A 14,736-nucleotide genomic window follows, 5' to 3' on the forward strand; every position below is an offset into this window, starting at 1 on the left:
ACTTCGACTACCTCAATGTCCGCTTTTGCGCCCTAAGCGGACACTAGGTCGGACTGGCGCAAATGTCCGTCAATGGGGCGGAAGCTGACCGGCAGTTTATACAGCCGGCAAAGGCCCTCTCTGCCTCCACAGCGCCGACAGCATCAATAATCCTTGCTCACCCGCAAATTGGCGCTCTGGCGGCCGAGGGTCGAAATGCTCGACAGGATCGACAGCCAGCGAGTGATCTGGAATTCGAGCTGGGTGGCGCTATAGCCCTTGCCGTCGGTGATCAGTTCTACATAGACGCGGCGGGTGATATATTTGCCCGCGGCAATCGATGTGCCGGTACCGGTATCAGTGTCGGACGGCAATATCCGCAACCGGTCCAGACCGACCGCCTTGCGCAACTGGTTGATCGGATCCAGCCCGCCGCCGCTGTTGAGCGAGGCCACGGCAGCCGCCAGCTGGACCGCTTCGGGAGCAGACAGGTCGGCGATGGAGGCGCCGAACAACACCCGCGACAGCAGCTCGTCCTGAGGCAGGGCCGGGATGCTGGTAAAGGCGATTTCCGGCTGGTTGCCGGTGCCGGTGACATTGATCGTGGCGTTCAGGCCGGTCAGATTGGCCTCCGCCTCGATATCCAGGATCGGGTTGACCGGCTGATTGCCGACAAAGCGGATGCGGCCGCGCTCAAGGCTGAACTGGCGACCGGCAAAAGTATAGTCACCGCGCAGCAGATCAGCGGTGCCGACCATCGCAAAATTGTCGACCGGCCCGGTAATCTTCAAACTGGCCTTCCATTCGCTGTCGAGCCCGAGCCCCTCGACCATCAGCCGGTTGGGGGCGTTGGCGGTCAGGTCGAAGCGCCATGGCCGGCCGCGCACCACCACCGGCCGTTCGTCGGCGCGGCGATTGATTTCCCGGGTCTTGATATCCGGCAGACTGGCTGTCGCGCTGGCTTGACCGAAGCGGAAGAAACTGCGGTTGAGCACGACATTGCCCGAAATCAGGCCGCCATCCACAGAACTGCGGATCTTGATCGGGCCGGTCACCGTGGCGGCGAAATCATCGCGGGCAATCAGCGCGGCCTGCTGGGCATTGACGTCCATGATGATACCGATGCCCTCGCCCTCTGCGACGGCGAAGTTGAAACTGCCGCTGCCGCTTACCGTTCCGCCCCCGGCGGTGGTGCCGGTCAGTTTCGGCAGCACCAGCCTTGAGCCGTCAAACTGGCCCACCGTCTTGATATTGGAAATGACCGTGCCGGTGAGCGGGCTTTCGAGCCGCGCGTTGCTGGTGCTGACCCGGCCCTTGATCTGCGGATTGGCGAGACTGCCGCTGACATCGGCGCTGGCCGCGACCGGTCCGGTCAGGTCGAATGTCTCGACCCCGGTCAGCCGCCACAGGCTCTCGGCGCCGCCGTTGAACCGCGCTTGCGCGAACAGTGGCCGGCGCATCAGCTCGTCCTGCCAGTTGCCGCCACCCAGGCCGGTCACCCGCCCCTGGAACCGGCCGATGGTCTTGCCCTCGGGCGACTTGATGATCCCGCGCGCCGCCGCGTTGCGGCTGGACAGGGCAATATTGAGACCCAGATCAACCGGCGCGGAGGTCAGGATCAGACCCGAACGGGTCAGCCCCTTGATCGTCAGCTTCGCTTCACCGACCGGTATCCGGGCGCCCGACTGGGTCAGTTTGACGGTGCCGTTGACGCTGCCGCCCAGCCCGAGATCGGGATAGCCGATATCGACCAGCGACAGCGGCATTCTGGCCATCGTCAGGTCTAGTCTGGAATTGCCGCTGCCAAAACGAGCGGACAGCTTCGCGCTGCCGCTGCCATAGTTGATCGTGGTCGCCGGAACGGTCCAGCCATCGCCGTCGCGCCGCAGTTCGAGCGGTTGCGCCAGACGCAGATTGCGGCCCTCAAACTGTCCGTTTCCGGAAATCCGGTAGCGGTCGGGCGTGATGTCCGCCTTGGCCTGGAACTCGAAAGTGCTGCCGCGCGTGCCGGCAACGGTGAAGGTTGCCGTACCGCTGCCGTCGGTCAGCTTGGCATTGGCGGCGACCCGCCCGATGATCAGTTCGCCGCGGCTGATCCCCTGCGCGCGCAACGTTGCGTCGATATTGGACTGACCGTCGATCAGCAGGATATCGGCCTCCAGCACCGCGGTACGGATGGAGATCGGCGGATCGCCGCCAAAGCGGGCATTTTCGGCCTTGAGATTGGCGCGGATCAGCTGTTGCCCGCTGCCGGGACGGAACAGCACATCACCGTTCACGCCACCGCCGCTGACCACAAGCCGTCCGGCAAGCCCGTCTGCGGTCGTCCGGATCGTACCGGTGGCCAGCGTATCGGAGACGAGCAGGCGGTCGACCCGCACCGCCGTGTCCTGGCCGGGCGTGGTCAGGATCATCCCGTCACTGCTGAACGGCCCCAGCGTCGAGCCGCCGGAGGCAACATAGGAGAAGCCGCCCTTGACCGGAGCGAGTTGCACGCTGACGGCCGAAAGACCCGCCGCCGGCAGCGGGCTGTCCAGCAGCAGGGCGACCCTGGGACGGTCGAGCGCACCGTCGAGTTTCAGATCAAAGCGGCCATATGTGTCCTGCCGTCCCGAGCCGCGGAACGCGAAGGTCGCCGCGCCGGTCTGGCTTCCGGACCCCCGGAAGGACAGTTTCGGCGCCGACACGTGGAGATTGGTAAAGCGCAACAGTCCGTCCGGGCCGAGGGCGAGGCCGGTCTGCAATTGCGGCAAGCCGCCGGCCAGTTCGCGCAGAAAGCCGATGTCGAAACGACGCAGCCTTGCATTGACCTGGCCGTCCAGTGCGATCCCCTTCGCTGCCGGACCCAGATTGATCTCGGCAATGATGTCCGCAACGCCGACGCCCGGAACCGCAAAGCCGGGCGCATTGGCATCGATATTGACGGCGAAATCGCCGGTCGAGGGGCGCAGCTCCACATCGAGCGTGCCCTTTGCCACATTGGTCGCGACGCGTGCCCGCTCGGCGAACAGCAGATCCTTTTCATAGCGGAGCAATGCTGTCGCGCTGAAGCCGGAAAGCAATTGTTTCAGCAACTCGCCATTGCCGATTACCGTGCCGACCGAAAGCTCGACGGGGATATCCCAGCCGCCGGCATCCCGCTGTCCTTCGCCCTCGCCCCGCACATTGGTCAGCAATGTCTTGCCAAAAGCCAGCTGTGGCGCGGTCAGCAGATATTGGTAGCGCAGTTGCGAGAATTTTCCGTTCAGCAACGCCTTAAGCTCAAAGTCCTGCGCCCGCATATTGGGCGACAGCGCCGATGGATCGATCAGCCGTGTCTCCAGCCGCATCGCATCCAGACTGTTGCGCGCCAGATCGATCCCGCCCTTCGCGGTAAAGGACAGGGCTGCCGAACGCGCTTCGAGGTCCAGAGCGAGAAGCCGGTCGGCGAGGCTCGCCGTGCCCTTGATCAGCAGGTCCGGCGAAGCCAGTTTCTGCGCTGCTCCTTCGGGCAGTACAGCGGCGGTCAGCTTGCCGTCATAGGCAAATTCTCCGGCCTTCGCCTCGATCGTGACTTGCGTCAGCGTCTCGTCATTGCTGAGCGCAACCAGTTCGCCGTTCCATTTCTGCCAGCTGCCATCGCCTTTCAGGGTCAGCGCCAGGTCGCGATCCATCCCCAGGGCACCGGCTATCACGCCGCCGGCCGGGGCCATGATTTCGGCGTCGATATCAAGCTTCTCGCGCTCCGGTTCGGCATTCAGCGCCAGCAGCAGCTTGTCGCCGCTGCGCGTCGTCGCCGCATCGAGACGCACCATCGCGCGGCCGGCCCTGATATCGGCAGTGCCCGACAGATCGGCAAATTGTTCGCTGCCGGCCAGGGCTTCGCCCAGAGCCAGATTTTCCGCCCGGAACGCGCCGACATAGATGTCGAAACCGGGCAGCAGAGGGCTGTCTTCGCCGCTGTCGATCAGTTCCGGCAAACGGTCGAGCCGCCCTTTCAGGATCAGCGCATCGGTGATGTTCAGTTCGTTGAATATCCAGGCCAGCGGGTTCCAGTCGACCGCTACGGTGCCAGCGGAGAAAAACTCGCCCTTGGGATCGAGCAGCCGCAAACCCTGCACCCTGCCCTCGCCGTAGATTGATCCCTCGATATCGGCAATCCGGATGCGCAGGCCGTCCTCCGGCTCCAGCGCCTCGACCTGGCTGATGATGAAGCGATGGCCGGAATTGCTGTCCAGCCACATGGCCGCGCCAACCAGTCCCAATAGGAGGATCGCAGCCAGCCCCAGCAGGCCGCGCATGGACCAGCGCCAGATCAGTCGCTTGGAGCCCGGCCTGTCCTTGCTATCGGCCATCTAGAATGCCTGTCCGAGCGAGACATAGACCGCGACACGCGAATCGCCGGGTTGCGGGTTGATCGGCGTGCCGACATCGATGCGGATCGGTCCAAAGTCGCTATAATAGCGAACGCCAAGACCGGCACCATAGCGCATGCCGGAGATGTCCGGCGTGCTGCTGGTATAGACATTGCCCGCATCGATGAATGGGACGATACCTAGATTGCCGCCGAAAAAGCCGGTGCGGACCCGCGCCTCGAGCGAAAACTCGACCAGCGAGCGGCCGCCCACCGGATCATTATTGGCATCGCGCGGGCCAATGCTCTGATAGCCATAGCCGCGAACCGAACCGCCGCCACCGGCGTAGAGACGGCGCGACGGCGCTATCCGGTTGTTCCCGGCACCGGCGATCGTCCCGAGCCGGGTGCGGCCGGCCAGCACGATCTTGTCGGACACCGGAAAATATGCGGATCCGTCAAATTGGCTGCGGACATAAAAGAAACTGCCATCCTGAAGCGACGCTTCAGGAGCGATCCGGGCGGTCAGCCTGAAACCCCGGGTCGGATCGAGCAGATCGTCGCTGGCGTCATAGGTGACTAGCCCCGGCAGCGAACCGATGAAGAAGGTGTCCCGGCCCGTCGCATCCGTCGGCCCGGTGACGTCTTCTTCGCGCGATGCCAGCAGCTCGACGCCGAGCGACCAGCTCCAGCGCTTCTGGTAGATCAAATTGCTCTGGCGCTCGATATTGGCGGCGACGGAGAATGTCTGGGCCTTGAACGCCGGACGGTCGACGACGCTCAGCGCGGTGCGGCCGTTCAATATATTGTCGCGACGCCGATAATTGTTGCGGCGAAAGGACAGGCTGCCGGACTGTTCCTGGGTCCCGAGCACGGCAGTAGCGCGGAAGAGGCCTTCCGGCGGGAAGAGATTCCGGTGCTCCCAGCTGACTTCGGCGCGGGCGCCCTCGCCTGTGCCGTAGCCCAGCTCGCCGGCCACGGTGCGCAATGGCGCCGGTGTCAGCTTGACCGCGACATCGACCGCTTCCGGATCGTCGGCCACAACCGGATCGACATTGACGGTCGAAACAAGGCCGGTCGCGATCAGCGCACGGCGCAAATCCTCGAGATCGGAGGCCTGATACAGGTCACCGGGATTGAAACGGGCGATCATCTGGACATGATCGGCATCGAACAATTCCGTCGGCGCCAGGACAACGGAACCGAAATTATAGCGGCCGCCCGGCGTCACCGGAACTTCAAGGTCGCCCAGCCGTTCGGCATGATCGATTTCCAGCTCCGGCTCGCCGGTCTTGGCGAAAGGATAGCCATTTTCGGCCATCGCAACGTCGATCCGGCCGATCGCTTCCACAATGCGGTCGCTGTTTACGACATCGCCCGGTTGCAATCCGAACGTTTCGCGGAAATCTACAGGATCAGGATCAACCGCCGCTTCGAGACCGGACAAGACAATGGCGTCGAGCTTATATTGCGGTCCAGCCTGCACCCGGATCACTACATCGATCCGCTCCGCACCGTCGGACTCGAAGCGAGTCTGGACGACGGCGTCATAATAGCCTTCTATCCGCAGCAGCTGCTCGACCAGCTCGGCATCGCTCTGCGCACGCCGCCGGATCTGCGCGAAATTGGCTTCGTCGCCGCGATATTGTTCCAGCACCGACAAAATATCAAAGCGCGTGTCGAAAGCTTCGCCAATCTTCTCGGGCAGGCCTTCGAAGCTGATGCCATAGGCGGTTTCCGCCAGCGCATCGGTCGGCCGATATTCATTGAGCGGGGCCGGTTCGGCCAGCTGCTCTTCGGCGATATCCTGGTCGCCGGGGGCGGCTTCGGCTTCATCGTCCACCGCGGTCGTATCTTCGCTTTCATCGGCCAGTGGCTGTGTCACCTCGTCAAGGTCGGGCCATTCGACGCCAAAATCGGGAAATTCGGTCAGGGGCTGATCCGGATCGAGCGGCGCATCGAAGTCCTGCTCGTCCGGTTCACTGGCGGCCGGCATATCTGCGGTTTGCGCATGGCCCGGCCCGATGAGCGAACCCATCAGCAAGATAACCAGCATGCCAAGGCAGCGACAATATGCGGTCAGACCCATTGACGATCTCTTTAGCGGCGGATGAATCGCTATGCCAACGAATAAGCGCGTTTTTCTGGCGAGCGTTTCTTTTTGTAGGATATTCGGTCCAGCCTGCACGGCGCTGCCAATTTCACGGACGGCTTTAACCGCATATTAACCATGATCGACCATATTCCACCCCATGGGAACCGGGCGCTTGTGTCCGGTCGGCAATGGTTCAACAGGATTTTTGGAAATGTCCAATATGCGCGTAATTTTGCTCGAAGCGGCCATGGTAGCCGGTGTCTTGATGACGGGATTGTCAGCGTCCCAGATCGCTTATGCGGCCACCGCTTCCGCCGATGAACAGAAAGCGGCGACCGATCCGCGAGCGAATGTAAAAATCGACAGCTCGATCATGGTCGAACGCACCGAAATTTCGGAAGATGGCGAATCCGTAACCCAACTGCTCAGCCCTTCGGCCATCAAGGTGGTTCCGGGCGACAAGTTGCTGGTTACCAACAGCTATCGCAATCTGGGCGACGAGGCGGTCACCGGATTCGTGCTCAACAATCCCGTGCATCAGGCCGTCACCTTCGTCGAGGCGCTCGAAGACTGGGCTCTGGTATCGGTCGATGGCGGCGAAATTTTCGGTCCCTTGTCTTCGCTGAGCGTAGCGGATGACGAGCAGGGATCCCGCCCCGCAGTGGCGGCTGATGTCACCCACATTCGCTGGGTGCTGCCATCGCCAATCGAACCAGGCGCAACCGGCGAACTGCGTTTTCGCGGTACCGTCAAATAGGCCTGAAGCCAGCTACAAGGCTCCCTCGCATTCCCAAATCACGTCGCGGACAGCGATCAGTCGTGCCAGCCGCGCCAGTTCTGCTGCAAGCCTGGACTGCCGTGCGGCCGATCGCCGCACTCCCGGCTCCGGCCAATATTGCGTGACGCGCAGCTGGCCCGCTGCCCGGTCCGCCTTGATCTCGATCCGGCCGACGAAGCGGTCGCGTTCCAGTATAGGGTAGACATAATAGCCCCATTGCCGCTGCGCTGCGGGCACGAACATCTCGTTGCGATAGTGAAAGCCGAACAGGGCGAGCAGGCGCTTGCGGTCGCGGACGACCGGATCGAAGGGATTGATGATGCGCAGGCGCGCGGTCGGTTCGGGCGCGGTGGCCAGACGGGTCTCGATATCGGGCGGTGCCAGCGCCTTGAGCCATTGCCCCTCATGATTTTCCACCTCGACCGCGACACTGTCCGTCGCCGAATCTGCCCAGAGCCGTGTTTCCTTTGCGCTCACAGCATCCCAGAACCGCTGGATTTCTCCGGGTGAGCCAAAGGCCAGCCGGTCGAGCGCGTTGCGGCAGAGCCAGTCGATCTGGCCCTCGTCGTCATGGATTGATTCACGATGATGCGGGGGAATCACCCGCTCGCTGAGGTCGTAATATTTGTTGAAATTGACGCGATGGGAGGTCGCCAGTTCGCCGGCATACCAGAGCTGGTCCATCACCCTCTTGTGCGGCGGGCGGTCCCACATCTGTTTCTTGCCGCTGACCTTGGTGTCAAAGGCCTGGGTCGACAGCGGGCCTTCCGCCGCGATGCGGGCCTTGATCTCCTCGGCGCCGATTTCGCGCGCTGCCTTTTTAAAGGAGGCATGGCCCGCCACCTTTGCGCCGAGCCGCCGGAACTGGCGCTGCCACATCGGGTAAAATTCGATCGGCAGGACCGAGGCGTCGTGGGTGAAATGTTCGAACACCCCCCTGTCCTCACCCAACAGCTTGTCGAGCATCGGCTCGCGGTAATTCTGGTTGCGGCTCCACAAGATGTGATGGTGGGCGCGGGTGACATTCTGGATCGTATCGAGCTGGACATAGCCGAGGCGGCGGATCGTCTCCGGCAGGTCAAGAGGCCCGGTCGGGGTTTCGGACAGGCCCTGCGCCTGCAACCAGAGCCAGCGCGCCTGCCGGTTGCCGATGCGCAGCGCCATCGCGATCAGACCGCGGTCGTTTCGATATGCGCGACTTTCCGGTCGCGCCGGGTCGCCAATATGCACCCAACGACGATCATCGCCGCGCCGGCCACGGTGGTCAGCGTGATCGGCTCGCGGAAAAACAGCCAGCCGAAAATCGCCGCCCAGATGAAGGCGCTATATTCGAGATTGATCAGATTCTGCGCTTCGGCCCGCGCATAGCCCCAGGCGATGAACAGCGAGGAGATCAGCGAGAATATCGCTGCGGCCCCGATATAGGGCAGCGATTCCGCTTCCGGAACGACCGCAAAAAAGGGCGCGAGCAGCAGGAAGGATGACCCGACGACAAGATTTTGGGCGAAGCTGATCTCGATCGGACCGGCGAGCAGCGCCTGTTGCCGCTGGATCACCAGATTGCCGGCGTAGAGCACCGCTGACACAAGAATGGCTCCGATGCCGAGCAGCGCCTCTTTCTCGAACTCGCCGCTCGCCCTGCCCCATGCGATCACCAGCACCCCGGCAAAGCCCAGCGCGGAAGCATATATGGCGTTGCGGTGGATGGTCTCGCCGAGGAATACGGCGGCGAGATAGAGCGCGATAATCGGCGCAATGAACGACAGCGCAATGGCCTCGGCCAGCGGCACCCGCGCGAGACCCCAGAAGAACAGATAGGACATGAAGACGATGATGATGCCGCGCTGCAGATGGACCTTGCGGGCGGCCTTGCCGGGCATTCTCGGGCGGCGCATGAAGAAGACAACCGAGACAATCACGAATGCGAGCAGCACCCGCCAGAGGATCGCGTTATAGGCGCCCAGTTCGATCGACAGGCTTTTCATCGCGACGTCCATCATCGCGAATGTCAGCAGGCCGAAAAGCACCGAACCCGCCGGCAGCAGGATCGGGCCGTTTTCTGGCTGGCTATCGGCAGATAATAGATCGGGCATATTATATTCCATCAGCCTGATGCTGTTGCCGGGCGCGGTGCTTCGACAGGCTCAGCACGAACGGATTTTTCAAGGTGCTCTGTTTATCGCCCGGCAAGCAACAATGGCAAGCGCGATCAGAGGCCCATTTGCCGGACCGCGAGATCGCGCATGATTTCTTCCGAGCCGCCGCCGATCGCCATCACCTTGACCTCGCGATAGAAACGCTCGACCGGATTGCCGCGCAAATAGCCGGCGCCGCCGAGTATCTGCATCGCTTCGCTGGCGCAGAACTCGAGATCCTTGGTGGCGCTGAACTTGGCCTTGCAAATCTGCGCGACCGGCATTTCGCCCTGATCGGCGAGCCAGCAGATCTGGTTGAGCCAGCCATCGAGCCGGTCGACCCGCGCCGACATGTCGGCGATCTTGTGGCGGATCACCTGATGCCTGATCATCGGTTTGCCGAACGTCTCGCGCTGCTGTGCATAGTCGATCGAATATTCGAGCAAGACCCGCATCATGCCGAGAGACTGGGCGACCATGCCGAGCCGTTCGTGGTTGAAATTGTGCATGATCTGGATGAAGCCGCGGCCTTCCTCGCCGAGCATATTTTCCGCCGGGACGCGCACTTCGTCGAAATAGAGCGACGCCTGATCGGAAGCCCACCAGCCCATTTTCTTGTCGAGCGCGGTGCGCGAAAAGCCCTCGGCATCGGCGTCGACCAGAAACAGCGAAATACCGTTCAGGCCCTCGCCACCGGTGCGCGCGCCGATGACATAATGGTCGGCGGTCATGCCGCCGGTGATGAAGGTCTTCGCCCCGTTGATCACCCAGTGATTGCCGTCCTGCCGCGCGGTGGTCTGCATATTGGCGACATCCGATCCGCCACCCGGTTCGGTGATGCCGAGGCTGGAGCCCTTTTTGCCGAGCACGATATCCTTCAGGATGCGCTCCTTGATATCCTGCGAGGCCAGCTTGTGGATCGGGCCTATCGAGATCGACCGACCACCGAGCGCCGCCAGCGTGCCGCCATTATGCGCTCTTGCCGCTTCCTCACCCCAGGCCGCGCGCATGAAAATATCGTCCATGCCGAGCCCGCCATATTTTTCGTCGACGCCAAAGCCCCATACGCCAAGCGCCCCGGCTTTTTCGTGGACCTCCCAGGGGATTGCGCCCGCTTCATCCCATTCATTGGCAAAGGGCTGCAATTCGGTCTCGGCAAAGCGGCGGCAGGTTTCACGGAATTGGCGGCGCTCGTCATTGTCAAAGGGGCGTAGCATCTGTGTCTCTCCAGCGATTTAATCGTCTGGTTAAACTTCTATCGCCTCCAGCGCGGAACGCAAGCGAGATGGTAGAGAAACCGGTCGCCTTGTAGCGCGGTCGACATAGACATGGGTGAAGCTGCCGGCAGCGGACGCCACGTCCTCGTCCCCGCGAAACAGGCCGACACCATAAGTCACGCTGCTGTTGCCCAGCCGGTCGACGCGGATTCTAGCCATGACATCGTCGGGAAAGGCGATCGGCGCAAAATAGTCGCAACTGGTGTTGACCACCAGACCAATGGTCTCGCCGCCGGTGATGTCGAGCGCGCCCTGCTCCACCAGATAGCGGTTTACCGCTGTGTCGAACCAGAAATAATAGATCGCGTTATTGACGTGACCATAAGGGTCATTGTCGTTCCAGCGCGTGGTGATGAGCGAGCCGGTGCGATAGTCGCTACGGACCGGTGGCTCGGCCCGCGGGATCTTACCAGGCGGCATCATAGATCCTTTTGGCGTCGGCCAGCGTGACCTCCCTGGGATTATTATCCAGCAGACGGCCTTGCAGCATTGCCGCTTCGGCCAGTTCGGTGGTGGCCTCCTTGGCGATACCGATCTCGCGCAACTTGCGCGGCGCCTGGACCTTGACCGCCAGCGCCTCGAGATAGTCGATCAACTGCTGCGCCCGCGCTTCGCTGCTGTTCTCGCTGCCGCGCGGCAGACCGAGCGCATCGGCCAGCTCGGCGTAGAGCGGTGCAGCGGCCTCGAGGTTGAACTGCATGACATAAGGCATGACCAGCGCGTTGGAGAGGCCGTGCGGAATATGATAGATGCCGCCGAGCGGATAGGCGAGCGCGTGGATCGCGCCGACCGGGCTGTTGGCAAAAGCCTGTCCAGCGAGCATCGAACCGCGCAGCATCGCTTCGCGAGCCTGCATGTTTTCGCCGTCGGAACAGGCGGTTTCGATATGCGCGGTGAGCAGTTTCAAGGCCTCGATCGCGAGCATGTCGGAGACCGGATTCTTGCCGTTGCGGCTGGTGTAGGATTCAACCGCATGGACCATTGCATCGATGCCGGTCGCGGCGGTGACATTGGCGGGAAGCCCGACGGTCAGCGCAGGGTCGAGCAAGGCCACATCCGCAACCAGATGTGGCGAGATGATGCCGGCCTTGGTGGTTTCGCCGGTGGTCAGGATCGAAATGGCGGTGACTTCGGATCCAGTGCCGGAAGTCGTAGGTATCAATATGGTCGGCAGGCCCTTGCGTTCCAGCAGACCGATGCCGTAAATATCCGCAAGCGGCTGCGCGCCTTCGACCGCAAGAGCCGCAACCACCTTGGCTGTATCAAGCGAACTGCCGCCACCGAGTCCGATAACGATATCGACGCCCGCTGATTTCGCGGCTTCAATAGCCTGCAGGACGATGGCCTCCGGCGGATCGGCCACAACCGAATCGAATATCACGACATCAAATCCGGCTTCGGACAGCGTTTTTTCGACCGGCACAATCAGGCCGGCATTGACGATGCCCTTGTCGGTGACGATCATCGGTCTGGATGCGCGCAGGGCAGCAATCTGGCCGGGCAATTGGGCGAGGCAGCCTGCGCCAAAGTGGAGCACCGGGACGGTCTGGAAGATAAAGTTTTTCATCGTGCCAGTCTTTGCACCAATGGCTCAGCCGCGCAATAAAAAGGGGCCGGAAAACCGGCCCCTGTTCATCTGGCGACTATTCGCCATCATATGGCATTCCCGCCTAGAATTTGCCGCGCAGGGTCAGGCCGTACATCCGTGGTTCCTGGATGAAGGCAGAGCGTGAACCCGAACGCAGCACGGTGTTGAACGTAACGCCGCGCGTGATTTCATTGGTCAGGTTGGTAACCCAGGCTTCAATGCCCCATGCGCCGTCAATTTCACCGAGACCAGCCCGCATGTTGATCTTGACCGTGCCGTCCTGAACATCAAAGGGCACAGGCGTCCGCGTGGTCAGATCGGCAGGATCGAAGGCCTGCGTTGACGTCCGGCGATCGCTCTCCATCCGGATCTGGCCGTTGATGAAGAAGTTCATGCTGTTGCCAATGTCGCGATCATAGGTTGCGCCCATGATGCCAACCCATTTCGGAGCGTTGGTCAGCGTGTTGCCGCACAGGCTCAGAACATTGTTGGAGGTCTGCGTTCCTGCGCAATCATCGGGATATCTGGCATTGGTATATGTCAGACCACCATTGACCGTCAGATTGTCGCTCGGGCGAATAACCGTTTCGATTTCGACGCCGGTCGATTTTGCGAGCGGAACGTTGAACGTCGTGAACTGCGCACCGGTGAATTCCAGAACCTGGAAGTTCGTGAATTCCTCGTGGAAACCCGCAACATTCAGGGTCACCGCATTGTCGAGGAACTTGGCTTTCAGGCCAACTTCATAGGCATCGACTTCTTCCGACAGGAAGCGCGGATCAGCGCCGCCGGATGCGGCCGTGGAATCGAGGTTGAAACCACCCGATTTATAGCCGTGCGTGAAGCTGGCATAAACGGTAACCGGCGAGGCAAATTCATAGCTCACTTTACCGGTATAGATCAGCTCTTCATCGCTAAACTTGCTGTTGAAAGGCCGAGGCAGCGGGAATGGGATTGCGTCCGTTCCGATTGCCGGCGCCAGGAAGGCAAAACAGCCGAGACCAAAAATATTGGAGATCAAAGGCGCCGAGACATTGCCCGCACCGATTTGTCCCAATGTTGCGGGGCAAAGCGTGTTGTTGGTCGCTGGCTGAGAGAAGGAACCATCCTTGCTTTCATCCGAATAGCGCAGACCCAGTGTCAGTTTCAGGCCCTCGGCCACTTCCAGAGTGTTGTGGGTGAAGATCGACCAGCTCTTGCTGCTCTGCGTATAGGCGTTGGTGGTCCGCATCGTTGCCGGATCGACGCCGGTCAGATTCTGCAGCGGTGTCGCGCCGAGGAATGTCTCGCCGTTGCCGTAGAAGATCGGATTGGCAGGATTGAGCGTTCCGCCACCGGTGCCGGCCGCCAGCAAGGCGCCGACCAGACGGTCATAATCCGCGCCCAGTCCGAAATTGACGGTCTGGGAAATATCCTCGTCGGAATAATAGCCGCCGACCAACCAGGTCAGCGCACCGCCGAAGGCTTCACCCTGCAGACGCAATTCGTGGGTCATCGTGTTGATTTCGGTGCCACCGCCGGGAAGAACGTTGAAAACGTCGAGACCCGAGAAGTCCGAATCATAGGCTTCGTCCGCCCGGAATTCGCGATAGGAGCCGATGTAGATCAGGTCGGCACTGTCGCTGATCGGGAATTCGATTTCGCCGGTCACACCCCATTGGTCATTGGATGGATCCGCTCTCATATCGGACGTGGCGATCCGGTTATCCACCGCGCGCTGCATTGCCGTGGTATCAAACGGGTCCACCGCGACGTCAGGTCCAGCCATGCCGCCACGGGCGCCGAGACCGACTGCACCGAACAGGCCGAAGGTTTCAACCGGAGACTGCAATACCTCGATTGCCGCACAGCAGCTTGCCGTGCTCTTGGAATAATCGGCAATCAGACGGCCGCGAATACCGCTGTCGTTTTCGAAGCCGAGCTGGCCGCGGATCAGATATTGGTCGGTATTGTTGGAATCGCCAATGCTGTTGCCGGCGCTGTCGATAATGTCGACATAGCCGTCCCGCTTCCGATAGGCACCGGTCACGCGCAGCGCCAGAGTGTCTTCGATGAGGGGAGCGTTGATGGCGCCCTGGATGCTCATATGGTCAAAATTGCCATAGGTCGCGTTTACGAAGCCGCCAAAATCGTTGAGGTCAGGCCGGACGTTGGTGATGTTCAAGGCACCAGCCGACGTGTTCCGTCCGAACAATGTACCCTGTGGGCCACGAAGGACCTCGACGCGTTCAACGTCGACAAATTCGCCGAGCGCAACGCCGGGGCGTGACTGATAGGCGCCGTCCACGAAGATACCGACAGCGGATTCAAAACCGATATTGTTGGAGGTCGTACCGACACCGCGAATCCGCAGAACAACCGTACCGGACGCCGTTTGCGCATTGGAAGTCGAGAAGCTTGAAGATACGCTGCCGATATTCTGCACGTTGACCACGCCCTGCTGCTCGAGCTGGGCCGGGCTGACCGCGGTCACCGCGATAGGAATATCCTGGACATCTTCTGCGCGGCGGGTTGCCGTCACGATGATTAGGTTCAGGACCTATTAAATAGC

At 61.5% G+C, this 14,736-nt stretch carries 9 protein-coding genes; 1 reads left to right on the forward strand and 8 read right to left on the reverse strand.

Annotation, left to right across the window (positions count from 1 at the left end; all coding sequences use genetic code 11):
- Positions 1–143: 143 nt before the first annotated feature.
- Both CHN51_RS01680 and CHN51_RS01685 read right to left on the reverse strand, forming a co-directional pair.
- On the reverse strand, positions 144–4,313 hold the full coding sequence (locus CHN51_RS01680) for a translocation/assembly module TamB domain-containing protein (RefSeq protein ID WP_100092462.1): 4,170 nt from the start codon (positions 4,311–4,313) through the stop codon (positions 144–146).
- On the reverse strand, positions 4,314–6,401 hold the full coding sequence (locus CHN51_RS01685; protein WP_100092463.1) for a BamA/TamA family outer membrane protein: 2,088 nt from the start codon (positions 6,399–6,401) through the stop codon (positions 4,314–4,316).
- A 217-nt stretch (positions 6,402–6,618) separates the two neighbouring features.
- Between CHN51_RS01685 and CHN51_RS01690 the strand changes: the two genes are divergently transcribed.
- A complete protein-coding gene (locus CHN51_RS01690) occupies positions 6,619–7,164 on the forward strand; it encodes a hypothetical protein (protein ID WP_100092464.1) in 546 nt (181 codons plus the stop codon).
- 12 nt (positions 7,165–7,176) lie between these two features.
- Here the strand turns inward: CHN51_RS01690 and CHN51_RS01695 are convergent, their stop codons facing one another.
- From CHN51_RS01695 to CHN51_RS01720, 6 genes are all read right to left on the reverse strand, one after another.
- Positions 7,177–8,349, reverse strand: coding sequence for a crosslink repair DNA glycosylase YcaQ family protein (locus tag CHN51_RS01695; RefSeq protein ID WP_100092465.1), 1,173 nt, complete (start codon positions 8,347–8,349; stop codon positions 7,177–7,179).
- A gap of 5 nt (positions 8,350–8,354) precedes the next feature.
- Positions 8,355–9,278 carry a DMT family transporter gene (locus CHN51_RS01700; protein ID WP_100095366.1) on the reverse strand — a complete coding sequence of 308 codons (924 nt, stop codon included), beginning with the start codon at positions 9,276–9,278 and terminating at the stop codon, positions 8,355–8,357.
- A gap of 116 nt (positions 9,279–9,394) precedes the next feature.
- Positions 9,395–10,537: an acyl-CoA dehydrogenase family protein gene (locus CHN51_RS01705; RefSeq protein ID WP_100092466.1), complete on the reverse strand. Its 1,143-nt coding sequence runs from the start codon at positions 10,535–10,537 to the stop codon at positions 9,395–9,397.
- 30 nt (positions 10,538–10,567) lie between these two features.
- Positions 10,568–11,020, reverse strand: a complete 453-nt coding sequence (locus CHN51_RS01710; RefSeq protein ID WP_240616827.1) for a thioesterase family protein — start codon at positions 11,018–11,020, stop codon at positions 10,568–10,570.
- Positions 11,004–12,164 carry an iron-containing alcohol dehydrogenase gene (locus tag CHN51_RS01715; RefSeq protein WP_100092467.1) on the reverse strand — a complete coding sequence of 387 codons (1,161 nt, stop codon included), beginning with the start codon at positions 12,162–12,164 and terminating at the stop codon, positions 11,004–11,006. The genes CHN51_RS01710 and CHN51_RS01715 overlap by 17 nt, the downstream gene beginning before the upstream one ends.
- Positions 12,165–12,267: 103 nt before the next feature.
- The gene (locus CHN51_RS01720; RefSeq protein ID WP_240616828.1) at positions 12,268–14,706 is read right to left on the reverse strand and encodes a TonB-dependent receptor; all 2,439 of its coding nucleotides are present in this window, start codon (positions 14,704–14,706) and stop codon (positions 12,268–12,270) included.
- Between the last annotated feature and the right edge of the window lie 30 nt (positions 14,707–14,736).

It is taken from the genome of Sphingorhabdus sp. YGSMI21, assembly GCF_002776575.1.
Taxonomy (GTDB): Bacteria; Pseudomonadota; Alphaproteobacteria; order Sphingomonadales; family Sphingomonadaceae; genus Parasphingorhabdus.

What these genes read in the sequence shown, in the direction of transcription:
- CHN51_RS01680 (WP_100092462.1), bottom strand. Translation starts at nt 4,313, where the DNA reads ATGGCCGATAGCAAGGACAGGCCGGGCTCCAAGCGACTGATCTGGCGC.
- CHN51_RS01685 (WP_100092463.1), bottom strand. Translation starts at nt 6,401, where the DNA reads ATGGGTCTGACCGCATATTGTCGCTGCCTTGGCATGCTGGTTATCTTG.
- CHN51_RS01690 (WP_100092464.1), top strand. Translation starts at nt 6,619, where the DNA reads ATGTCCAATATGCGCGTAATTTTGCTCGAAGCGGCCATGGTAGCCGGT.
- CHN51_RS01695 (WP_100092465.1), bottom strand. Translation starts at nt 8,349, where the DNA reads ATGGCGCTGCGCATCGGCAACCGGCAGGCGCGCTGGCTCTGGTTGCAG.
- CHN51_RS01700 (WP_100095366.1), bottom strand. Translation starts at nt 9,278, where the DNA reads ATGCCCGATCTATTATCTGCCGATAGCCAGCCAGAAAACGGCCCGATC.
- CHN51_RS01705 (WP_100092466.1), bottom strand. Translation starts at nt 10,537, where the DNA reads ATGCTACGCCCCTTTGACAATGACGAGCGCCGCCAATTCCGTGAAACC.
- CHN51_RS01710 (WP_240616827.1), bottom strand. Translation starts at nt 11,020, where the DNA reads ATGATGCCGCCTGGTAAGATCCCGCGGGCCGAGCCACCGGTCCGTAGC.
- CHN51_RS01715 (WP_100092467.1), bottom strand. Translation starts at nt 12,164, where the DNA reads ATGAAAAACTTTATCTTCCAGACCGTCCCGGTGCTCCACTTTGGCGCA.